22 protein-coding genes are annotated in these 20,306 nt (G+C 70.9%); 7 read left to right on the forward strand and 15 right to left on the reverse strand.

Features of this window, described 5'->3' with window-relative positions; all coding sequences use genetic code 11:
- Nucleotides 1-10: 10 nt before the first annotated feature.
- The 4 genes from CJZ98_RS02120 to CJZ98_RS02135 form a co-directional block, all read right to left on the reverse strand.
- Nucleotides 11-1,132 (reverse strand): alpha/beta fold hydrolase, encoded by a 1,122-nt coding sequence (locus CJZ98_RS02120; RefSeq protein WP_232756114.1) that lies wholly within the window; start codon nt 1,130-1,132, stop codon nt 11-13.
- 80 nt (nt 1,133-1,212) lie between these two features.
- On the reverse strand, nt 1,213-2,652 hold the full coding sequence (locus tag CJZ98_RS02125; protein ID WP_094587926.1) for an NAD(P)(+) transhydrogenase (Re/Si-specific) subunit beta: 1,440 nt from the start codon (nt 2,650-2,652) through the stop codon (nt 1,213-1,215).
- Nucleotides 2,653-2,777: 125 nt separating this feature from the next.
- The gene (locus tag CJZ98_RS02130) at nt 2,778-3,065 is read right to left on the reverse strand and encodes an NAD(P) transhydrogenase subunit alpha (protein ID WP_094587853.1); all 288 of its coding nucleotides are present in this window, start codon (nt 3,063-3,065) and stop codon (nt 2,778-2,780) included.
- Complete coding sequence (locus CJZ98_RS02135; protein WP_094587854.1) at nt 3,062-4,252, reverse strand: NAD(P) transhydrogenase subunit alpha; 1,191 nt, start codon at nt 4,250-4,252, stop codon at nt 3,062-3,064. Before CJZ98_RS02135 ends, CJZ98_RS02130 begins: the two co-directional genes overlap by 4 nt.
- 175 nt (nt 4,253-4,427) lie before the next feature.
- Here CJZ98_RS02135 and CJZ98_RS02140 point away from each other — a divergent pair, with 175 nt between their 5' ends.
- Nucleotides 4,428-5,009: an EF-1 guanine nucleotide exchange domain-containing protein gene (locus CJZ98_RS02140; protein WP_094587855.1), complete on the forward strand. Its 582-nt coding sequence runs from the start codon at nt 4,428-4,430 to the stop codon at nt 5,007-5,009.
- On the opposite strand, the gene CJZ98_RS02145 is transcribed toward CJZ98_RS02140, so the two are convergent.
- Both CJZ98_RS02145 and CJZ98_RS18700 read right to left on the reverse strand, forming a co-directional pair.
- The gene (locus CJZ98_RS02145) at nt 5,002-5,676 is read right to left on the reverse strand and encodes an SDR family oxidoreductase (protein WP_094587856.1); all 675 of its coding nucleotides are present in this window, start codon (nt 5,674-5,676) and stop codon (nt 5,002-5,004) included. The genes CJZ98_RS02140 and CJZ98_RS02145 overlap by 8 nt on opposite strands.
- Nucleotides 5,677-5,853, reverse strand: coding sequence for a hypothetical protein (locus tag CJZ98_RS18700; protein ID WP_198537423.1), 177 nt, complete (start codon nt 5,851-5,853; stop codon nt 5,677-5,679).
- Nucleotides 5,854-6,077: 224 nt separating this feature from the next.
- Here CJZ98_RS18700 and CJZ98_RS02150 point away from each other — a divergent pair, with 224 nt between their 5' ends.
- The 3 genes from CJZ98_RS02150 to trxB all read left to right on the forward strand — a co-directional run bounded on the left by CJZ98_RS02150 (nt 6,078) and on the right by trxB (nt 9,769).
- Entirely contained in the window at nt 6,078-7,649 is a 1,572-nt protein-coding gene (locus tag CJZ98_RS02150; protein WP_094587857.1) for a DEAD/DEAH box helicase, read from the forward strand.
- 263 nt (nt 7,650-7,912) lie between these two features.
- Nucleotides 7,913-8,176, forward strand: a complete 264-nt coding sequence (locus CJZ98_RS02155) for a hypothetical protein (RefSeq protein ID WP_094587859.1) — start codon at nt 7,913-7,915, stop codon at nt 8,174-8,176.
- Nucleotides 8,177-8,338: 162 nt separating this feature from the next.
- Nucleotides 8,339-9,769: a thioredoxin-disulfide reductase gene (gene trxB / locus CJZ98_RS02160; protein ID WP_094587860.1), complete on the forward strand. Its 1,431-nt coding sequence runs from the start codon at nt 8,339-8,341 to the stop codon at nt 9,767-9,769.
- A 76-nt stretch (nt 9,770-9,845) separates the two neighbouring features.
- Here trxB and infA read toward each other — a convergent pair whose 3' ends face one another.
- The gene (gene infA, locus CJZ98_RS02165) at nt 9,846-10,115 is read right to left on the reverse strand and encodes a translation initiation factor IF-1 (protein WP_015108791.1); all 270 of its coding nucleotides are present in this window, start codon (nt 10,113-10,115) and stop codon (nt 9,846-9,848) included.
- Nucleotides 10,116-10,442: 327 nt separating this feature from the next.
- On the opposite strand from infA, the gene CJZ98_RS02170 reads away from it, so the two are divergent.
- Nucleotides 10,443-11,132: a pseudouridine synthase gene (locus CJZ98_RS02170; protein WP_094587862.1), complete on the forward strand. Its 690-nt coding sequence runs from the start codon at nt 10,443-10,445 to the stop codon at nt 11,130-11,132.
- Between the two features lie 6 nt (nt 11,133-11,138).
- On the opposite strand, the gene CJZ98_RS02175 is transcribed toward CJZ98_RS02170, so the two are convergent.
- The 5 genes from CJZ98_RS02175 to CJZ98_RS18970 all read right to left on the reverse strand — a co-directional run bounded on the left by CJZ98_RS02175 (nt 11,139) and on the right by CJZ98_RS18970 (nt 16,926).
- Complete coding sequence (locus tag CJZ98_RS02175) at nt 11,139-11,354, reverse strand: hypothetical protein (RefSeq protein WP_094587928.1); 216 nt, start codon at nt 11,352-11,354, stop codon at nt 11,139-11,141.
- Nucleotides 11,355-11,473: 119 nt separating this feature from the next.
- Nucleotides 11,474-12,436, reverse strand: a complete 963-nt coding sequence (locus CJZ98_RS02180; RefSeq protein WP_094587864.1) for an NAD(P)H-binding protein — start codon at nt 12,434-12,436, stop codon at nt 11,474-11,476.
- Nucleotides 12,437-12,542: 106 nt separating this feature from the next.
- Nucleotides 12,543-12,641: a cytochrome b6-f complex subunit PetM gene (petM, locus tag CJZ98_RS02185; protein ID WP_094587866.1), complete on the reverse strand. Its 99-nt coding sequence runs from the start codon at nt 12,639-12,641 to the stop codon at nt 12,543-12,545.
- A gap of 19 nt (nt 12,642-12,660) precedes the next feature.
- The gene (locus CJZ98_RS02190; protein ID WP_094587868.1) at nt 12,661-13,923 is read right to left on the reverse strand and encodes a N2,N2-dimethylguanosine tRNA methyltransferase; all 1,263 of its coding nucleotides are present in this window, start codon (nt 13,921-13,923) and stop codon (nt 12,661-12,663) included.
- A gap of 39 nt (nt 13,924-13,962) precedes the next feature.
- A complete protein-coding gene (locus CJZ98_RS18970) occupies nt 13,963-16,926 on the reverse strand; it encodes an HD domain-containing phosphohydrolase (RefSeq protein ID WP_094587870.1) in 2,964 nt (987 codons plus the stop codon).
- A gap of 227 nt (nt 16,927-17,153) precedes the next feature.
- Here CJZ98_RS18970 and CJZ98_RS02200 point away from each other — a divergent pair, with 227 nt between their 5' ends.
- Together CJZ98_RS02200 and ilvN are read left to right on the forward strand one after the other, a co-directional pair.
- On the forward strand, nt 17,154-18,011 hold the full coding sequence (locus CJZ98_RS02200; protein ID WP_332835040.1) for an alpha/beta fold hydrolase: 858 nt from the start codon (nt 17,154-17,156) through the stop codon (nt 18,009-18,011).
- A gap of 36 nt (nt 18,012-18,047) precedes the next feature.
- A complete protein-coding gene (gene ilvN / locus CJZ98_RS02205; protein ID WP_094587872.1) occupies nt 18,048-18,578 on the forward strand; it encodes an acetolactate synthase small subunit in 531 nt (176 codons plus the stop codon).
- A gap of 50 nt (nt 18,579-18,628) precedes the next feature.
- On the opposite strand, the gene CJZ98_RS02210 is transcribed toward ilvN, so the two are convergent.
- The 3 genes from CJZ98_RS02210 to CJZ98_RS18975 form a co-directional block, all read right to left on the reverse strand.
- Complete coding sequence (locus CJZ98_RS02210; RefSeq protein WP_094587874.1) at nt 18,629-19,372, reverse strand: peptidylprolyl isomerase; 744 nt, start codon at nt 19,370-19,372, stop codon at nt 18,629-18,631.
- A gap of 36 nt (nt 19,373-19,408) precedes the next feature.
- The gene (locus CJZ98_RS02215) at nt 19,409-19,984 is read right to left on the reverse strand and encodes a photosystem I assembly protein Ycf4 (RefSeq protein WP_094587876.1); all 576 of its coding nucleotides are present in this window, start codon (nt 19,982-19,984) and stop codon (nt 19,409-19,411) included.
- A 134-nt stretch (nt 19,985-20,118) separates the two neighbouring features.
- The coding region (locus CJZ98_RS18975; RefSeq protein WP_232756120.1) for a hypothetical protein at nt 20,119-20,306 on the reverse strand (188 nt) is incomplete at its 5' end.

Consider the following 20,306-nt stretch of genomic DNA (forward strand, 5'->3'; position numbering starts at 1 on the left):
ACGCCCCCCTTCAGGCCAGCCTCAGGCCCTGAGGGGGCGCAGCCTGCGCAAGTCGCTCCAACCAGCGCACTGCGACCTGGTCAGCCCAGCTGGCCTGGGGCCGATCGCCGGGGGCATGGAAGCCGTTGTGGCCGCCGCCAGGGCTCAGCAGCACCCGCGACAGGGCGAGATCGCCCCAGGCATGGGCGAGCTGGCGGGCCGGGGCCGCCGGCACCCAGGGGTCGTCGCTGGCATGAAGCAGCAACGTCGGGGGCAGAAGGCCGGGGCCGGCCAGCAGCCGGGGGAGGGGGCTGGCCGCCCCGTAATAGTGCTCCACCGAGCTGTAGCCCCAGCGCGGCGCGGTGATGGCGGCATCGAAGGCGCGGATCGTGCGGATCACACCGCCAGGCCCGCGGCCCAGCAGGGCCTCACGCTCGGCCGCGGAGATGCCAAAGGGATCGGCCAGGGTCTGGTCCCGCAGGCGCCCCAGCAGCCAGTGCTGGTAGAGGCCATTGCGGGGACGCTCGATCTGCCAGGCGGAGCCCTCCAGATCCAGGGGACTGCTGATGCAGACCAGGCCATCAAGGGGCGGCGGCGCGCCCGCGTCCAGACAGGCATTGAGCAGGACCGTGCCCCCCAGCGAGAGACCGGCGGCGAACAGGGGCAGCCCCCCCGCCAGCGTGCGGGCCCGCCGCAGCACAGGGGCGAGGTCGCGGCTGCAGGCTGCGGCATAGGTGCCCGGCGCCAGTGGGCGACCCCGGCCGGCGCCCCGCAGGTTGAGCCGGAGCACCGCGAACCCCTGGAGCTGCAGGGCCAGGCCCAGGCGCCGCACCCCCGGCCCCTCGCTGCCGCCCCCCAGACCGTGCAGCAGCAGCACCAGGCCCCGCGGCAGCGACGGGGGCCTGGCAGCGGGATCGGGCGTCGCCGGAAGCGGCTGATCCAGCAGGGCCAACAGCTGATGCTCAGCGTCGGTAGAGCCAGTGCCACCAGCCGCACCGACACCGGCCAGTCCGATCAGCACCGCCTCACCCCGATCCGGCGGAAGCCCCGGCGGGCGCAGGGTGTCCCGCAGCGTCTGCAGGTCGGCGCCCCACCAGGGGCCCCGGGGCCGGAAGGGATCGAGACCCAGCTGGCTCAGCAGGGGGGCGCCCACAGGGGAGAGCAGCGGCAACACCCCGTCACCCTGCCGCCATGGCCGCCCGATGACCAGGGGGCCAGCCCTGCCGCCGCGCCTCAGCCCGCCGCCACCGCCACCTTGCCCACGCCAAGGCTGCGCAGTTCGGCGGTGAGCTGTTGCAGCACCGCCTTGGCGTCGCCGAACACCATCGAGGTCTGGGGCAGCTCGAACAGGCCGTTGCGCACGCCGGAGTAGCCGGCCCCGAGACTGCGCTTGACCACGAACACCGAGCGGGCCTGGTCCACCTCCAGCACGGGCATGCCATAGAGGGGGCTGGAGGGGTCGTTCTTGGCCTGGGGATTCACCACGTCGTTGGCGCCCAGCACGATCACCACATCCGTGCGGGGGAAATCGGGGTTGATCGTCTCCATCTCAATCAGCTGCTCATAGGGCACATCGGCCTCGGCGAGCAGCACGTTCATATGGCCGGGCATGCGGCCCGCCACCGGGTGGATGCCGTAGGCCACCTGGATACCGGCGCTCTCCAGCAGCCGCGCCAGCTCCTTGAGGCTGTGCTGGGCCTGGGCTACCGCCAGGCCGTAGCCCGGCACGAACACCACCCGCTCGGCGGCCTCCAGGGCCAGGGCGCACTCCTCGGCGGAACAGGACGTGATGCGGCTGTAGCCCGGGTCCTCCCCGGAGCCGCCTTCGCCCACGGGGGCCGCGGCGGCGCCCAGGGCCCCGCCGAACAGCACCGATGTGAGCGAGCGGTTCATGCCCGTGCACATCACCTGGGTGAGGATCAGGCCGGCAGCCCCCACCATGGCGCCCGCCACCACCAGGAGCTGGCTGCCCACCACGAAACCGGCAGCGGCGGCGGCCACGCCCGAATAGGAATTGAGCAGGGAGATGACCACCGGCATGTCGGCGCCGCCGATCGGCAGGGTGAGGCCGATGCCGAGCAGCAGGGAGGCGACGGTGATCACGACCAGGGCCGGAGCCGGGGTCAGCAGCCCCAGGGGCAGGGCAGCGCCGGCGGCCAAGGCCACGAGCACCAGGCCGATGTTCACCGCATGGCGCTGGGGTCGCAGCATCCAGGGCGGGGTGGCCAGCCACTCCTGCAGCTTGGCCATCGCCACCAGCGAACCGGAGAAGGTGACGCCACCCACCAGCACCGAGGCGAGCACAGAGAGCTGACCCAGCAGGTCAAGGCCGGCGGGCAGGGCAGCGGCCCCGAGGGCCACCAGCAGCGAGGCCATGCCGCCGCAGCCGTTGAACAGGGCCACCACCTCCGGCATCGAGGTCATCGGCACCCGGTAGGCCACCAGGGCCCCCAGGCCGCCGCCGGCCAGCAGGCCGAGCAGCATCCAGGGCCAGCCGGCCACACCCTGCTCCAGCAGCAGGCCGGCGACCGCCACGGCGATGGCCACGGCCGCCAGGCCATTGGCGCTGCGGGCGGTGCGCACCTTCGAGAGCCCCTTGAGGCCCAGGGCCAGCAGCAGCACGGCCCCAAGATCCAGCGCCAGGTGGACGCTGGGCAACGCGGACGCGGGCATGGAGACAGCTGGCAGGAAGACGGTTGGCAGGGAGACGGTCAGCAGGGAGAAAGGGGGCAAGGAGGCCGTGGGCAGGAAGAGACCAGGTAGCAGGGAGCCGAACCAGGGGGAGATCAGAGCGACCATCAGCCGGCCCTCCGGCGGAACATCGCCAGCATCCGATCGGTCACGAGGAAACCTCCCACCACGTTGAACAGAGCGAAGCCCAGGGCCACGGCGCCCAGCAGGCGCAGGCCAGGGGAGGCGGCCTGGCCAATCAGGGCGAGGGCCGCCAGCAGGGTGATGCCACTGATCGCATTCGCCCCCGACATCAGCGGCGTGTGCAGGGTCGGCGGCACCTTGCCGATCAGTTCGAAGCCCAGCAGGCTGCCGAGCAGCAGCACCCACAGGGCCTCCGAGAGAGGGCCATTCATGCCGCCACCTCCTGGCCGGCCCGGGCGGGGCGAAGGTCCTCGCGGCGGCAGACGCCGGCGTGACTGAGCAGGCAGGGATCGAGCAGCGGATCCTCAGGGTCGAGGCGCAGCTCGCCCTCCTGGATCAGGGCCTCCAGCAGGGCCGCCAGGTTGCGGGCATAGAGGGCGCTGGCGTGCTGGGGTAGGGAGGCCGGCAGGTTGCCGGCGCCGATCACCGTCACGCCGTCCACGTCCACGGAGGCATCGCTGCGGCTGCCGGCACAGTTGCCGCCCTGGCCCACAGCCAGATCCACCACCACGGCACCGGGGCGCAGCAGGCCGAGCATCTCGCGGGTGATCAGCAGCGGCGCCGGCCGCCCGGGCACCTGGGCGGTGGTGATCACCACGTCCGCCTCGGCCAGATGGGGCGCCAGCAGCTGGCGCTGGGCCTCCAGAAACACGGCCCCGGCCTCGCGGGCGTAACCGCCCACTTCGCCGGGGGCCTCCTCCAGCCGCGGCGGCTCGATGAAGCGCGCCCCGAGCGACTCCACCTGCTCCCGGGCAGCCGGCCGCACATCGCTCACCTTCACCAGGGCACCCAGGCGCCGGGCCGTGGCCACCGCCTGCAGCCCAGCCACACCGGCACCGAGCACCACCACACGGGCCGGCTGCACGGTGCCGGCTGCGGTCATCAGCATCGGGAAGAAGCGATCGAGCGCCGCCGCCGCAAGCAGCACCGCCTTGTAGCCGGCGATGTTGGCCTGGGAGGAGAGCACGTCCATAGCCTGGGCGCGGCTGATGCGCGGCAGCAGCTCCAGGGCCACGGCCGAGAGGCGCTGGCGCTCCAGCCGCTCGATCAGGCTGTGGTCGCCGTGGGGATTGAGCAGGCCCAGCAGCAGGGCCTCGGGGCGCAGGGCTTCCAGGCCGCTGCCACCGGCTTCGGCCTCAGTGCCTGGGGCACCGGGGGTCTGCACCGCCAGCACCACATCGGCCTCGGCCCAGCGCTCCGCGGCCTCCGGGCCCTCGCCCTGGAACAGCTCGGCGCCGGCCTCGGCATAGGCCTCGTCCGCATAGCCGGAGCGCAGGCCTGCCTGCCGCTCCAGCCACACGGCACAGCCCCGTCCCCGGAGACGCTTCACCGTTTCAGGGGTGGCGGCCACCCGGGTCTCCCCGGGCTGGCGCTCCCTGGGTACCAACACTCGAATCAAGACAGAGCCCTACCAGGGACGGTTCTCCATTCATCGGCCGCCACGCCGGCGGCGGCAACGGTCGCCGGGGCTTTGTGCGCAGTCCGGCACAGAGGGCCAGAGAGGCCGAGGTGCCCACTTGCCATCCCCACCACGACGTGGCTACCGCGGAGGCTGAATCTGCTCCGACTTTTCCATGGCTCTCTCGGCGGTCGAGTGCCCTAACGGCGTCTGTCACAGCCACCACGGCGGCCATGCCGTGGACCGCCACACCCTGCAGGAGCAGCTGCACGCCCACGGGGAGGGCTGGTGTGAGCGGGTGGCCGAGCGGGTCTACGAGATCTCGGTCGACAGCTTCTGCCAGACCGTGATGCCCAACCTGCACCAGGAGGGCTGGCAGCGCCGGCACCTCGACTGGGAGTTCAAGCTCGACCGCGAGCCGGCCGAGGCCGAGCGCACGGTGGTGGATGGCGCCATCAACGCCATGGAGAGCTTCCTGCGCAGCACCGAGGTGCAGCGACTGTTCGTGAAGGAGCTGGTGCAGGGCACCCTGGCCGAAGCCGACCAGAGCGGTCTGCGCAGTCAGGCCGTGCGCCAGCTGATCGAACGGGAGCTGCTAACCCACCTCCAGGAGCAGCGGGAGCAGCTGCTGGAGCGCCTGGCCACCCAGCTGCTGAGCGAGGCCAACGGCGATGACGCCCGGGCCCGCCGGGCGGCCGCCGAGGGCATCGAAGAGGTGGAGCACCTCCTGGTCAACCACGCCGAAGCCCTCAGCTGAGGCTCGCCAACCAGGTCGAGAGGGCGGAGGCAGCGGCGGCCTCCGCATCGGCTGTGCTGGTGACCTCCACGATCCGGCCGATGCTGGCCGGCGTGGCCAGGGCCTCCAGGCACACCCGGGCCACCAGCCGCCGGGGGATGCTGCCCTCCCGCTGGCTGTCGGCTGGGCCGTAGCGCACCACCTGGGCCGCCAGGTCGTCCTCCTGCTCCCGCAGGCCCCCGGGGCGCACCACCGTCCAGTCGAGGCCACTCTGCTCCAGCCAGCGCTCCCCCAACCGCTTCCACACCAGGATCAGGCCGAACAGGTTGAGGGGATGCAACCAGGCGCCGGCCAGCAGCGAACTCACCAGCACCACCCGCCGCAGGCCCACCGCCTGGCAGGCTGCGATCTGGGAGCGCACCCCGAAGGCGTCCACCTTCAGGGGCGCCGCCAGATCCACCGAGGGCCTGGCGCCTGTGGCGATCACCAGCGCATCACAGCCCCGCAACGCCGCCTCCAGGGCTTCGCGATCACCCAGGTCCAGCCGCACCAGCTCGGCGCCGGCCAGACCCTCGAGCACATTGGAGTCCGGACGCAGGATGGCCCGCACGTCATGGCCCTGGGCCAGGGCCTCCTGAACCACGCGCCAGCCGGTCTTGCCGGAGGCACCGCTCACCGCCACGCGCATTCAGAACAGGGGCAGAAGCTCCTGTTCTAGGCAGAGGGCCTGCAGGGCTGCCCCCTGGCGCCTCAGCAGGCGAGCCCGCAGGATCATCGGGTCGATGTCGCACTCGAGGGCGAGGGCGCGCTCAAGCAGCAGGCGGGGCCCATCGGGGGGACGGGGGGAGGCGGGACGCGCATCCATGGGCTGGCAGGCAGGACGGGCTGGGCGACAAAACGGACTGGGACGCGGAACGTTCTGAAAGACCGGATGGGCCGATGGACAGGCGAAAGGCCCTGCTGGAGTGCCCGACAGCGGGGGCTGGCCGGAAGCTAGGGACGCCAGCACCCAGGCGAATACGTAGAAACACCTATCTTTCGCCCGGTGCTGCCGGCACACCCCTGGCCGGCGTCAGCACAATGGCGGCCATGGCAGCACCGTCCTTCGATCTGGGGCCCCGACCGGGCGGTGCCGGCGGTCGCGGCAACAGCGGCCCTGGCGGCGACAACACGATCCGGCCGCGCCAGTGGCAGAGCCAGCTGATCCAACTGCTGCGGCGCCGGCTGGAGGGCACGCCCCCCAGCGCCACAGCAAGCAGCACGGCCAGCGGCCAGGGCCCTGGCCAGGATGTGCTGATCCACGCCGGTCCCGGCGCCGGCAAGACGCTCGGGGCCCTGCTGGGATTCCAGCGCCTGCAGGCCGAGGGCCGGCTGCAGCACTTCGTGGTGTTCTGCCACCGCAGCGCGATCGCGGGCCAGTGGCGCGCTGCGGCCGCCCGACTCGGCCTGCGACTGGCGGAGTGGGAGCCGGAACTCAGCACAGGCCGCGGCCCCTGGGTGGACGGCAGCCACGGCCTGCTGCTCACCTACCAGGGTGCCGGCCGCAACCTGGAGCAACTGGAGCAGCAGCTCACAGCGTCCGAGGCGCTGAACTGGCTGGCCATCGCCGATGAAGTCCACCACCTGGGGGTGGATCCCGAAGAACCGGAAGCCACCGCCTGGGGCCATGCCTTCTCGCGCCTGAGCGCCTCGGCCAGTCTGCGGCTGGGACTCACGGGCACCCCCTTCCGGGCCGACAACCTCGGCTTCTGTGCGGCCCGCCGGGTGCAGGTGTTCGATGAGGGCGTCTGGGTGGAGCAGATCGCCCCGGATCTGAGCGTGGAGCCGCGCCAGCTGATCGCCGCCGGCGACGTACGACCGCTGGAGTTCCGCTTCCAGGACGGCTGGGTGGACCACGGCCGCCAGGGCCAGGCCTTCGAGGACGGCAGCGGCGATGGCCCGGGCGCCGCGGCGCCCCTGGGCGACACCGAGCGCTCGCCCCTGTCGCTGGAGCAGCGCGAGAGCTGGCGGGCCCGCAACCTGCGCCGCGCCATCCGCCTGGGGGATTCCAGCAGCATCGCCCTACGGCTGCTGCTGAACGCCCGCCGCCGCCTGGAATCGGTGCGGCGCCAGCACCCTGAGGCTGGCGGCCTGGTGATCGCCCGCGACATCGCCCACGCCCGCCGCATCAGCGGCCTGCTCGAGGAGGAGGGCGACCGGGTGCACCTGGTGCACTCCCAGGACCCGGACGCCCAGGCGCGGCTGGCGGCCTTCCAGGGGGGTGAGGCCGACTGGTTGGTGAGCGTCGACATGTGCGCCGAGGGCTTCGATGCCGCGCGGCTGCGGGTGGTGGCCTATCTCACCACCGTCGTCACCCGCACCCGCTTCGTGCAGGCGATCACCCGGGCCGTGCGCATGGACGACAGCCGCGCGGCCCTGGAGGCCGTGCCCCGCCACCCCTCCTACGTGTTCGCGCCAGCAGATCCACTCCTGATGCGGTACGCGCGCAGCTGGTCGCTGAGTGAGCCTTACCTGATCCGGCCCAAGACAACCGCCTTGCCGCCCGAGCCAGCGGCGGGCGGACGGGCCCCAGCACTGCCGCTGCAGGCCGTGGAGGATGGTGCCGGCGAGGTGATCCGCGTCAAGGGCCCCCAGCTGCCCAGCTTCCTGTCACGCCCCTGAGCCAGGGAGTCCAGAGGAAGACGAGGCAGTCCGACGCGGTAGTGCGACGCGGTAGACGCAGCGAGATACCCGAATCAAATACCCCCAGGACCTACCCCAACCAGGCCTCCAAAACCGGGCGCGCGTGTCTGCGCTGGCATGACTTTGCAGCAGTCACTACATCGCACAGCCGAAAAAAGTGCGACGTTCTGCGAATCCACACCACAGGTGGGCACCCTGCCCACCAGCGTGGTGCCACGCACCGGTCAACGGGAAGGAATCCGATGAAAGGCTCGATCCAGCGCCGACTGACCGTCGCCATCAACTGGTCCGCCGCCCGGATCGCCAGCCTCGATTCCCGCGAGTGCTATGAGGACAGCTATGCCCTCACCGAAGAATTCCGAGAATGGATTCTGTGTGTCGAAGAACACCCGAGCCTGATGGCGGAACACGTTCTGGTGGTGCCCAGCCCCGAGCAACTTCAAGTCCTGCTCGAGCTGCGCCAACAGGGGGCCGGCCGCGACGGCGACGGCCTGCTGGAGATCTGAGCCGACCCCTCAGCCTCGGGCAGATCCCGCTGCCGAACCAACTGGACCGATGCCAGCTGAGTCCTAGCCAGTTCAATCCCAGCCAACTGATCCCAACCCGACTCATCCCACGCCGACAGGCCCGTCCCCCTACACTCAAGGCGAAGTGAGTCCGCCTTAGCCATGGTGTCCGAGGCTTCTGCCGCCCAGGGGTCCGCCGACGCGGTGTCCAGTCAAGGGGGACCCGTTGAAAATCTGGTGATCGTGGGCTCCGGCCCTGCGGGATACACCGCCGCCATCTACGCCGCCCGGGCCAATCTGAGCCCCGTGGTGATCACCGGCTTCCAGGCGGGCGGCATCCCCGGTGGCCAGCTGATGACCACCACCCACGTGGAGAACTTCCCCGGCTTCCCCGACGGGATCATGGGCCCCGACCTGATGGATCGGATCAAGGCCCAGGCCGTGCGCTGGGGCAGCCGTCTGATCGAGGCCGACGCAGACGCCATCGACCTCAGCCAGCGCCCCTACCGCATCAGCACCGAGGGCCGGGAGATCCGGGCCCATGCCGTGATCCTGGCCACGGGCGCCAGCGCCAACCGGCTCGGCCTGCCCAGTGAGACGGCCTTCTGGAGCAAGGGCATCAGCGCCTGCGCCATCTGCGACGGCGCCACCCCCCAGTTCCGTAACGCCGAGCTGGCCGTTGTGGGTGGCGGCGACTCCGCCTGCGAGGAGGCCGTCTACCTCACCAAGTACGGCAGCCGCGTGCACCTGATCGTGCGCCGCCACGAGTTGCGGGCCAGCAAGGCCATGGCCGACCGGGTGCTGGCGAACCCCGCCATCACGGTGCACTGGAACCGCCAGGTGGGCGACGTGGCCGGCAGCGCCGACTGGATGGAGCGCCTGCTGCTGCAGGAGGCCAGCAGCGGCGCCCCCGCCGAGGAGCTGACAGTGAAGGGCCTGTTCTATGCCATCGGCCACACCCCCAACACCCAGTTGGTGCGCGACCAGCTGGAGCTCGATGCCAGCGGCTACCTGGTGACCCGTCCCGGCCGGCCGGAAACCAGCGCCGAGGGCGTGTTCGCCGCTGGCGATGTGGCCGACGCCGAGTGGCGCCAGGGCGTCACCGCCGCCGGCAGCGGCTGCCAGGCCGCCCTGGCGGCCGAGCGCTGGCTCACCCACCACGGCCTGGCCGTGACCGTGAGCCACGACCCGGTGGATCCTGAGCCCGCCGGCGAACCCAGGCGCACCGCCGAGAGCGACGCCAGCAACTTCGACCCCAATGCCCAGTGGCAGAAGGGCGGCTACGCCCTGCGCAAGCTCTACCACGACAGCCCCAAGCCGGTGCTGGTGGTCTATACCTCACCCACCTGCGGGCCCTGCCACGTGCTCAAGCCCCAGCTCAAGCGGGTGCTTGCGGACCTGGGCGGCGCCGCCCAGGGCGTGGAGATCGACATCGAAGCCGACCAGGAGATCGCCGCCCAGGCCGGTGTCACCGGGACGCCCACCGTGCAGCTGTTCTTCCGAAAGGAACTGAAGCAGCAGTTCAGGGGCGTCAAGCAGCGCAGCGAGTTCAAGGCCGCGATTGAAGGGCTGCTGAGCGCACCGGTGGGCTGAGGCTTGCCCAAAGCCCCCCCGCAACGGCGGGGCTTTGGGTCTCGGGAACGGCTGGGGCCCCAGGGGCCCGCAGACTTCAGCGGCGCCGGGGGCCGCCGGGGCGGTTGCCGCCGGGACGGGGGCCGGTGGCTCCGGCGTTGCGCTCCCGGTAGGTGATGCGGCCGCGAGTCAGGTCGTAGGGGCTGATCTCCACCAGCACTTTGTCGCCGGCGAGCAGCTTGATGCGGAACTTGGTGAGCTTGCCGGCAGCGCGGCACAGGCATTGGTGGCCCGCCGGCTGCTCAAGGGTGACGAGATAGAACCCGTTGCCCTGCTCTTTCTCGATCACGCCGGAGGTCTCAATCATGCGGGGCTGCCAGGGAACGTTCGAACTGCTCCGTTCAGCTTAGGTGTCGCCCTCGCCACACCCTTGTCTGCAGAGTCCCGTGGCGAGGCCGCCAGCCCGTCGCGCCGGGCCTGGGCGGCGTCTAGGGTCGCAACCCCTGCCTCGGCCCGACCCGGGCCCTTTGCCAATGGTGCTGCCACCCCTCTCGTTGGACCTGGGCCTGTTGCTGATCTCGATCGGCGTGGTGAACCTGTGGAAGGCTCGCTAGGCCTCCTGAGCCGCTCTGGCCGGCCCCATACGCCCGCACGGAGCCGGCACCGACAGCCGACAACGCCCCTCTGACCGCCCCTGACGACGCTCCTGTTCCACAAGCCCTACGGGGTGCTGAGCCAGTTCACCCCGGAACCCGGCAGCCGCTGGGGTTGCCTGGCGGAGCACATCCCCGTGCCGGGGGTCTACGCCGCCGGCCGACTCGACGCCGACAGCGAGGGGCTCCTGCTGCTCACCGCCAACGGCCGACTGCAGCAGCGCCTCACAGATCCGGCCTGGGGCCACTGGCGCCGCTACTGGGCCCAAGTGGAGGGCGAAGCCAGTGCAGAGGCCCTGCAGCGCCTGCGCGGGGGGGTTCTGGTGCAGGGGAAACCGACACTGCCGGCCAGGGCGCGGCGGCTGGGTGAGGCCGAGCTGGCGGCCGCAGCCCTGCCCGAGCGGGTGCCGCCGATCCGCCACCGGCTTCAGGTGCCCACGGCCTGGATCGAGCTGGATCTGCGCGAAGGCCGCAACCGCCAGGTGCGCCGGATGAGCGCCGCGGTGGGCCTGCCCACCCTGCGGCTGCTGCGGGTGGCGATCGACCTGATGGACGGCGAACCGCCCCTGGACCTGAGCGGCCTGGCCCCAGGCCAGTGGCGAACGGCCGGGCCGGAGGAGGAGCGGCGCCTACAGCGCCTACTGACCCGCACCGGAACGACGCCCGGGCCCCGGGGGCGCGGAGGCCGGGCCGGAGGCGGGAAGCCCGGCCGCAGCGGTGGCGGCGGATAAGGGGGCTTAGCCCAGGGCATCCCGCAGTTCACGCACGGCCTGAAGCTGGCCGTAGTAGTAGTTGGCGCGGGCCCGGAGGTCGGCATCTTCCAGGCTGTCAAGGGCGTCGAAGCCCAGGCTCTGCCAGAGCTCATGGCCGCAGGCGCGGGTGACTTCCTCGATGGCCTCCTGCTCCAGGTTTCCCAGACGGCGCTGGAGATTCTTGATCTGGGCGACGGACATGGCATGGAGGCCGCCCAGGACGGCCGAGGACAGTGCGACATGGGCCATAGTACAGACGCACCATCAGCCTGGAATGGAGCGGCCAGCCTGGCGAGGATCAGGCCTGGAGCTGCAGGCCCTCAGAACGGCAGTTTCTTCTTGGCATCCTTGTCGAGATCGGCCTCCAGCTCCCGCAGGCGCCGCAGGATCGTGTCGTAGTACTCCTTGAGGTAGTCGTCGAGCTGGGTGGTTTCGGCGGGATCGAGGCCGAAGACCGCATAGCTGGCCTCCATCGGTGCGTCGAGGCTGACGCCGCCGCCGGTCACCTTGTCAAAAGCAAGGCGCTCCACCACATTCACCGCCGGCTCGAAGAAGGAGGCAACGGCCTGCATCGCCCGCAGCAGGACGGGCCGCACCCGGAACACCCGCGCCGACTTGCCGCTGTACTTCTCACACAGCTGGGTGATCTCGCCGGTGTTCCAGGCCCGGGGCCCCACCACCGGGAACGCCTGGCGGACGGTCTCAGGCCGCTGGAGGGCAGCCACCGCGAAGCGGGCCACATCCTGGGTGTTCATGTAGGCGATCGATGTGGGGGTGCCGCTCACCCACACGGTCTGGCTCTCCAGCACCGGAATCGCCACCTGGCCGATCACGCCCTGCATGAAGGCCACGCAGCGCAGGATCGTGTAATCAAAGTCCGAGTCGATCAGCAGCTGCTCGGTGCAGTACTTGATGTCCATCAGCGGCACGTCGCGGTGCTTGTCGGCATCCAGCAACGAGATGAACACGACCCGCTTCACGCCGGCTCGCTGACAGGCATTGAAGAGATTGAGCTTGCCGGTCCAGTCGGTGTCGTAGACGCTGCCGCCCTCGGTGGCCCGGGTGCCGGCGGCATCGATCACGGCCTCCTGCCCTTCGAGGGCATAGTCGAGGCTGTCAGGCTCGAGCAGGTCGCCGCGGGTCAGTTCGCAGCCCCACTCCTGCAGGAAGGCCGCCTTGCGGGGGGTACGCACCATGCAGCGCACCTGGTGGCCGGCGTCGAGGGCGCGCCTGGCGATCTGACGGCCGAGGGTGCCCGTTCCGCCGATGACCAGAACCCGCATGACCCTCGCTCAATGAGGGTCGAGCCTAGAGGTGCGCCTGGCTACTGCGCGGCTGCAATCCGCCCGAAACGGGCCTTTGCAGGGACGGGACCAGGCGCCCCGGGGCTCACTGGCCTTCGAGCTTGAGCAGCAGCAGGCCACCCACCAGGCCCACGGGGATCAGCAGCCAGAAGACCGCCGCAATGCCGAAGATTTCAGAGGCCATGACCGCTTGCCGTAACGGCCTACCTATTTAGCGTGCCGCCCGTGGGGCCCGGGGCCTGGCGGGCGGGGCTGTCACGGGCTGCCGTGATCCGGCCGGCCAGCTCCAGCACCCGGTGCCAGGGGGCATCGCTGCGCAGCTGACCCGCCATCACGCCACTCGGGCAGGCGCTCCAGCCCTCCGCCCGCAGGGCCTCCACAAAGGCCTTTAGCGGCGGCGGTCCGCCCCCCAGCCGCCGGCCCAGCTCCACCAGGGGCCAGCAGCGGGCAGGCTCGCCGGGGTCGCGACGCAGCGCCTCCAGCAGCCGCGCCCCTGCCCGGCCCAGGCTTGCGGGTGCCCCGTCCGCCACGGCCCGCCGCTCCGCCTCAGCCATGGCGGCCAGGCTGGCGGGATGCTGCAGCGGACCAAGCCAGAGGGGCCCGGAGATGGCCAGGGGCGGCGTGGCGGCCCCGGGACCGGAACCTGGAGCGGCAGCCAGGCCAGCCCCCGCCTCGCAGGCACAGGCCGGCCACTGGCGCAGCGTCAGCAACGGCTGCACCAGCTGCTCGCCGCAGCCGTGGCAGTGGGCGATCAGGCCCAGCCGGCACTCCTCGCCGCTCTCGGGCCGGCGCAGCAGCTGAACGGCCGTGCGAAAGGTGCGGCCCTCGCTGAAGCTGAACAGGGGCCGCACCCCGCGCCCCAGGGCCCAGGCGGCCCTGGCCACCACCCCGATCTGCAGGCGCAGGGCCAGCTCCCAGCTGGCGGGATGGACGCGGGCGGCTGCCCCCAGGGAGCGCACGGCCGACCGGCGGTCGTGGCCAGTGGGGGAGCGGCCATCGGTGCTGGCCAGATAGAGCACGCCGCCGAAGGCCAGGGCCTCCAGGGCCAGGGGCACCAGCGGGGTGGGGCAGCCGAAGGCGTCCAGATCGAGCAGGTCGAAGCGCTCCTCCCGCAGCAGGCAGTCGGCCAGCAGCTTCTGGGCCGTGAGAGCCGTGCGCCGCAGGGCCACACCGGAAGCCTCCAGGGGCGCCAGGTTGGCCTCCAGCAGGGGCAGGCGATCACGGTCGGCATCATTGGCCCACACGGCGGTGGCCCCGGCCTCCTGGCCGTAGCGCAGGGCGCGGATGCCGCAGCCGGCCATGACATCCAGCACCCGCAGGCCCGCCGCTGGCGGCTCAGCCCCGCCGGCGCCCTGGGCCAGGTATCGGACCAGCAGCACGCCGAGGTCGCGACCCGGGCGGGAGTCGGGACGAAAGAAGCCGGAGCCGGTGTCCAGCTGGACAGAACCCTCGGCATGCAGCGGCATCGGCGGAGGGGACGGGCGGGCCCTGCATCCTGGCGGCCCTCAGGTCGCCAGCAGCGCCGCCTCATCCACGGCGTCGATCTGATCAGGCTGCAGGAAGCGCTCCGCATAGCGGCGGTAGACCCCGGAGCTGACGAACAGCGCGAAGAGATCGGGATCGATGTGCTGGTCGCGCTTCATGAAGGCCATGATCTTCAGGGCCTGGGACAGAGTCTTGGCCTGTTTATAGGGACGGTCGGAGGAGGTGAGCGCCTCGAAGATGTCGGCGATGGCCATCATGCGCGCCACCTCGCTCATCTGGTCTTTGCGCAGCCCCTTGGGATAGCCCGTCCCGACAAGAGTTTCGTGGTGACCACCGGCCAGCTCCGGCACGTCACGCAGATGGCGCGGGAAGGGAAGGGCCGAGAGCATGCGGATCGTGTGCACGATGTGCTCGTTGATCTTGTAGCGCTCCTCCGGCGTGAGCGTGCCGCGGGAAATGCTTAGATTATGCAGTTCTCCGCGGTCGTAAAGCCATTCGGTGGGCTGCAGGGTGAAGCCCCATGGGTTGTCGGGGCCCAGGCGATCGGAGTGGTGGCGCTCGAGACGATGGTCGGGGCGATCCGCCAGCAGCGGCTCGAGCACCGGCAGTGGAGCAGCGGGCTGGCGCTCCATGCGTCGGCGCTCCTCCTGGGAGGTGCCGAGGCGGTCGTCGAGGGTGCGGGTCCAGGTGCGGGCCCCGATGCCCTGCAGGCGCTCGATGTGCTCGGGTGACAGGAATTCGCCTCCCTCGTTGCAGGCGGCCACGAAGGCGAAGTCAGCATCGAGCTCGGCCCACTCCTGCTCCAGACGCTCAGCCAGCTGCGACGGGTCACCCCCCGCCAGCCGGTCCTGGTAGTAGCGGATGTGGGCATCGCGCTTCAGCACTTCAAAACGGGTGCGCACCTCATGGATGCGGTCGTAGATCGTCTCGAGCTTGGTGGCCTTGTCCACCACGTACTCCGGTGTGATCACCTTGCCGCAGTCGTGCAGCCAAGCCGCCACATGCACGGCCTCCCAGCGCTCCGGCGTCAGGGAGAAGTCGGTGAAGACCCCCTCCTTGGCCTCGCAGGCCGCCTCTGCGAGCATCTTGGTGAGCTCCGGCACCCGCTGGCAGTGGCCGCCGGTGTAGGGGCTCTTGGCATCAACAGCGTCGGCGATCAGCTCGATGAAGGCCTGGAACAGGGCCTTCTGGGAGGCGATCAGGTCGCGGGTTTCCAGGGCGATCGCCGCGTTGCCGGAGAAAGCCTCGATGAAGGCGACCCGGGCCGGCTCGGGAGGAGCGTCGAACCAGAGCAGCAGGAGCCCCAGCAGGTTCCGCTCCCGGCTGGCGAGCGGTAACGCCAGGTAGGGGGCCCCCTCCAGCTCCAGGGCGTAGGCCAGCTTGCGCTCCATGGGCGTGCCCTCGCTCGTGAGGGTGCCGTGCAGCACTTCGCTGGAATCGAGCCGGTGGCCCATCAGCTTCACCACCCCGGCGGTGGGCAGGGCGGTGAGGGGGGTCTGCAGCGGCTTCAACTCAGGCCCCATCACCACCGCGGGCTCCAGGCGGCGGTCGCCATCGCCGCTCAGGAACAGGGCGCCCCCACGGGCGTGGGCGGCGGAGATCGACTCCGCGAGGATCGTTTCCATCAGCCGATCCACATCCGGCTCGGCGGCGATCACGGCATTCACCGCCAGGAAGTGGCGGATCGTGTCCTTCATGGCGTCGATGGCGATGGCCAGGTCATCGACCTCCCGCACCATGGAGCGCACGTTGACGGACCCATCGAAGCGGAAGCTGCGCACCGCCTCGGCCTCGTGGCCGAGCTTGCGCAGGGCCCGGGTGATGCGGCGGGCCAGCAGCCAGACAATGGGGGTAATCAGCGCCACCACCGCCAGGGTGGAGAGGATCGAGTCGCGGCCAAGGCTGCGGGCGTCCTGCAGCAGCTCGTCGCTGGGCACCGCCACCACCAGGTACGACTGCAACCGTTCGAAGCGCTGGGCCCGACCCACCGCCACGATCCAGTCACGACCGTCGATGCGCAGCTGCCGGTCGGCCACAGCCGCGCTCGGCGGCAGATCGGCGATCAGCTTTGGCACCACGGCGCCCGCCTGGGCGAAGACGGGCACGCCCGCCCACTGCAGCAGCGGCGGGGACGTTGACTTAGCCCCGCCGCCGCCCAGGCCCACGCCGTCGAGGGCCAGCACCCGGCCCCGACCATCCACAAGCGCCAGGCGCGCGCTGGGGGTCTGACTCAGGCTGCGCCTCAGATTCCATAGGATGTCGGAGATGGTTGACACCCGTAGGTCGGCGCCCACCACGGCCCGTCGGTCGGGGGTTCGCTGGGCAACGGTGAGCCCGCTTTGCCCGGAGGTAGCAAAGGTGTAGACGTCGGTGACGATCGGCCAGGCCATGGCGATCGCCTGGCGATACCAGGAGCGGGTACGGGGGTCGTAGCTGGCCCACTGGGGAGCCGCGGCATTGAGCAGCAACCGCAGCTGGCGATCGAACAGGAGCCGGCGGCTCACCGGCCCGGCGGGGGTGCGCTCCAGGCTCTGCACCACATAGCTGGTGTCGGGCGTGGCCTGGAAGAACTGCCGCTCGCTGTCGTCCTGGAGACGACGCAGCAGAATCCGATCGCCGTTGGCGTAGCCTACGTAATACGCATTGATGGCCGGGGTGACGTCCACCACCGCCTTCATCTGCGGTAGCAGGCGCAGCCGGGCCGCAAGGGAATCGGCCCGGGAGAACAGGGCCAGCGACGCGATGTTCCGCTCGGTCTGCTGGATGTTGAGGCGCGTCTCCATCCTGGCGGTGGCCTCGGCCGCGATTGCCGCGATCAGCTGGCGGTTCGTGCCCAGCAGCAGGTGGCTGGTGCGCTGATAGGACACCAGGCCCACCGCCGCCCCGGTGAGCATCACCAAGGGGACAAAGACCAGCGACAGTCCCACGTGGAGCTGGACACGGCGGATGCGGGGGAACACCTGGAACAGGGACCTGCCGGCCACTGCGAAACGACCGTTAACATAATTTGATAGTTTTTTTTGGACAACGGTCTGCTGGATCGCAACAACGCCCCGCCGGTAACGATGCGCCCCAGGATGGGGGTTGTTCGGCAGCGCCAGCCATCCACTCCGATCCCCTCGGTTCCGATCCCCGGCAGCGGACCAGCGGCCCCCACTGGGGCGAGCACGGCCAATGGCACTGGCAGGGCCATGCGTGCCACTGGCGCCAACTGGGGGATCAGCGGCATCCGCCGCTTCTGCTGCTGCATGGCTTCGGGGCCGCCAGCGGACACTGGCGGCGCAATGCGGCCGGCCTGGAGGCAGCTGGCTGGTGCGTCTACGCCGTGGACCTGATCGGCTTTGGCGACTCGGCCCAGCCGGGCCACCACCGCCACCGCCGCCTCGACAACCGCCTCTGGGCCCGCCAGGTGCAGGCCTTCCTGGCCGAGGTGGTGGGCGGGCCGGCCGTGCTGGTGGGCAACTCCCTTGGCAGCCTGGTGGCGGTGAGCTGCGCCGTGTTCTATCCGGCCTGGGTGCGGGGGGTGGTGGCGGCACCCCTGCCCGATCCCACCCTGCTGATGCCCGTGGCGCGGCGACGGCGGCCCTGGCGGAGGCGGCTGCAGCGGCACCTGGTGGAGGGCCTCTGCGGGGTGCTGCCTCTGGAACTGCTGTTGCCCCTGATCGCCCGCACGCCCCTGCTGGATCTGGGCCTGCGCTCCGCCTATGCCGACGCCGGGGCCATCGACCAGGAGCTGCGTCGCCTGGTGGCACGCCCGGCCCTGCGGCCCACGGCGGCCCGGGCCCTACGGGCGATGAGCATCGGCATGGCCCTGCGGCCCCGCGGCGCCACTGCGGCGGTGCTGCTGGAGCGGATGCGCCAGCCACTGCTGGTGCTCTGGGGCAGCCACGACCGGCTGGTGCCGATGCGGGTGCGCCACCGCCTACCCGCCCACAAGCCGGATCTGGAGCTGCAGGTGCTGCCACAGCTGGGACACTGCCTCCACGACGAGGCCCCGCAGCGCTTCAACCGCACCCTGCTGCAATGGCTGGCCCAGCTGGAGCCCCAGGCGGCACCGGCGGATGCGTAATTTGGGCCCAGATCGACGTTCAGGGCACCTCCGGGCATGAAGCACACCCTCTCGGTGCTGGTGGAGGACGAATCCGGAGCCCTCAGCCGCATCTCTGGCCTGTTCGCCCGCCGCGGCTTCAACATCGAGAGCCTGGCGGTGGGCCCAGCCGAAGACGCCGGCTCCTCCCGGCTCACGATGGTGGTGGAAGGGGATGACCACACCCTCGAGCAGATGACCAAGCAGCTCAACAAGCTGGTCAACGTGCTCGCCGTCACCGACCTCTCGGCCATCCCGTCGGTGGAGAGGGAGCTGATGCTGCTGAAGGTCTCGGCGCCGCCGGAGCAGCGCTCCGCCATCCTCGATCTGGTGCAGGTGTTCCGCGCCAAGGTGGTGGACGTGGCCGACACTGCCCTGACCCTGGAGGTGGTGGGAGACCCGGGCAAGCTCGTGGCGTTGGAGCAGGTGCTGCAGAGCTATGGGATCCTCGAGATCGCCCGCACCGGCAAGGTGGCCCTGGAGCGCGCCTCCGGCGTCAACACCGCCTACCTCAAGACGACCGCCTCCGACAAGCGGGTGCCCGCCTGAGCCTCGGCCTGATCACCGGCTGAGGCTGGAGTAGGCCCGGCGGCCCGACCTCAGCGGCTGTCCTTCACCAGGGTGCCGCCCGAGAGCAGGGTGGCCTTGAGCAGCTTGTCGCCCTGGTTGATCCGATCCACTACATCCATGCCCTTGCTGACCCGACCGAAGACGGCGTAGCGGCCATCGAGCTCGGGCAGGGCCTGCAGAGCGATATAGAACTGGGCGCTGGCGGAGTTCGGATCCTCGGCCCTGGCCATGGCCAGGGCCCCCCGCTGATGGGGGAGCTTGACCCGGGCCAGTTGGTCGGGGCCAGAGCTGGGCTCGCCGTAGCGGGGCTTGGCCTCGCCGCTGAGGCCGATCTCCAGGGGGAGGTAGCGGGGCTGGCCGCTGGCCGGGTCGATGAAGCTGCCGCCGCCTAGCTGGTCCACCGGCACCTTGGGATCGCGGCTCTGGGGGTCACCGCCCTGCACCACGAAGGGAGCGGGCTCCTTCACCACCCGGTGGAACACCGTGCCGTTGTAGACGCCACGCCGCACCAGATCGACAAAGTTGCCGGCCGTGAGCGGCGCCGCATCACCATCGAGGCTCACCTGCACCTCTCCCTTGCTGGTGAGCAGGGACACCACGGCCTTGCCCTTCAGGCAGGGAATCCCGCCACTGCCGCAGCCCAGGTCAGCGCTGGGGCCGGGCGCGGCGCAGGCCACCGGCCCCAGGGGGCTGAGCAGCAGGGCCAGCACCAGGGCCAGAGGGCTGAAGCGGCGCAGCCTTGCGGGCAGGGTCAGGGAATCAGCAACGGTCATGGGGAGGAGCGGCGGAACGGGCGAGACGAAAGGGATTCAGACGCCCTCGAGCGGCACCCCCAAGAAGCGGGCCAGCTCGGCGCCCTCGCGCTCCAGATCGACCAGGGGAATCGGCTCACCCACGCGGGTCAGGGGCAGGTCGCGGCGGCCCTGTACCCGCAGGGCCAGGCGGCGGCGGGGGTTGAGGCCGTCGCGCACCTCCACCTTCACCGCCTGGATGTCCTTGAGGGGGGTCTCCACCTGGATCAGCTGGCGGAAGCCGCGGCGGGTCACGAGCAGGCGGCCGGCCGCCTTGTCGAAGCGGTTGGAGCCGGCACCCACATCGATGCCGATCACGGCCCACAGATAGGTGGCCAGCAGCGCGGCCGCCAGCCCGTAGAGGCCCATGACCAAGCCTTGGGGCACCCAGACCAGGGCCGCCGGGTGGCCGATCGGCAGCAGGTCCCGCCCGAGGTAGCTGGAGAGGCTGGTGAGCAGGAAGCCGGCACCGCCTGCGCTCACCACGGCGGCCACCAGCACGTTGGAGAGGCGGCGGGAACCCAGCACCTCCTGCTCAAGCACCACCGGGGCAGCCGCAGCCGGTGCGGACTGGGCGGAGGGAACGGAGGCCATGGGGGGCGAATCGCCAGGGGGCTGCCATCCTCGCGCCCCCGCCGCCGAGCTGCCGGACGCGAAAGCCGCCCGCAGGCGGGGGCCCGCCCAGGCCCTGAGCACAAATACCCAAACGTCAATGGTGACGGGCCGTGTCAGCCCGCCGGAGCCGCTCTCGCGGTGGCTGGGAACGTTGTTACGATCGCGCGGTAACCCTCAGCTCGCGGGTTTTCCGCACCGCTCATTCCGCTCTCATGACGATCGCTGTAGGGCGCGCGCCACAGCGGGGATGGTTCGACGTCCTCGATGACTGGCTCAAGCGCGACCGCTTCGTTTTTGTCGG

Origin of the sequence: Vulcanococcus limneticus LL (genome assembly GCF_002252705.1) — a bacterium.
Taxonomy (GTDB): Bacteria; Cyanobacteriota; Cyanobacteriia; order PCC-6307; family Cyanobiaceae; genus Vulcanococcus; species Vulcanococcus limneticus.

Coding starts and splice junctions, on each gene's coding strand:
- CJZ98_RS02125 (WP_094587926.1), bottom strand. CDS start 2,652: ATGCCCGCGTCCGCGTTGCCCAGCGTCCACCTGGCGCTGGATCTTGGG.
- CJZ98_RS02130 (WP_094587853.1), bottom strand. CDS start 3,065: ATGAATGGCCCTCTCTCGGAGGCCCTGTGGGTGCTGCTGCTCGGCAGC.
- CJZ98_RS02140 (WP_094587855.1), top strand. CDS start 4,428: ATGGCTCTCTCGGCGGTCGAGTGCCCTAACGGCGTCTGTCACAGCCAC.
- CJZ98_RS02145 (WP_094587856.1), bottom strand. CDS start 5,676: ATGCGCGTGGCGGTGAGCGGTGCCTCCGGCAAGACCGGCTGGCGCGTG.
- CJZ98_RS18700 (WP_198537423.1), bottom strand. CDS start 5,853: ATGGATGCGCGTCCCGCCTCCCCCCGTCCCCCCGATGGGCCCCGCCTG.
- CJZ98_RS02150 (WP_094587857.1), top strand. CDS start 6,078: ATGGCAGCACCGTCCTTCGATCTGGGGCCCCGACCGGGCGGTGCCGGC.
- CJZ98_RS02155 (WP_094587859.1), top strand. CDS start 7,913: ATGAAAGGCTCGATCCAGCGCCGACTGACCGTCGCCATCAACTGGTCC.
- trxB (WP_094587860.1), top strand. CDS start 8,339: ATGGTGTCCGAGGCTTCTGCCGCCCAGGGGTCCGCCGACGCGGTGTCC.
- infA (WP_015108791.1), bottom strand. CDS start 10,115: ATGATTGAGACCTCCGGCGTGATCGAGAAAGAGCAGGGCAACGGGTTC.
- CJZ98_RS02175 (WP_094587928.1), bottom strand. CDS start 11,354: ATGTCCGTCGCCCAGATCAAGAATCTCCAGCGCCGTCTGGGAAACCTG.
- CJZ98_RS02180 (WP_094587864.1), bottom strand. CDS start 12,436: ATGCGGGTTCTGGTCATCGGCGGAACGGGCACCCTCGGCCGTCAGATC.
- petM (WP_094587866.1), bottom strand. CDS start 12,641: ATGGCCTCTGAAATCTTCGGCATTGCGGCGGTCTTCTGGCTGCTGATC.
- CJZ98_RS02190 (WP_094587868.1), bottom strand. CDS start 13,923: ATGCCGCTGCATGCCGAGGGTTCTGTCCAGCTGGACACCGGCTCCGGC.
- ilvN (WP_094587872.1), top strand. CDS start 18,048: ATGAAGCACACCCTCTCGGTGCTGGTGGAGGACGAATCCGGAGCCCTC.
- CJZ98_RS02210 (WP_094587874.1), bottom strand. CDS start 19,372: ATGACCGTTGCTGATTCCCTGACCCTGCCCGCAAGGCTGCGCCGCTTC.
- CJZ98_RS02215 (WP_094587876.1), bottom strand. CDS start 19,984: ATGGCCTCCGTTCCCTCCGCCCAGTCCGCACCGGCTGCGGCTGCCCCG.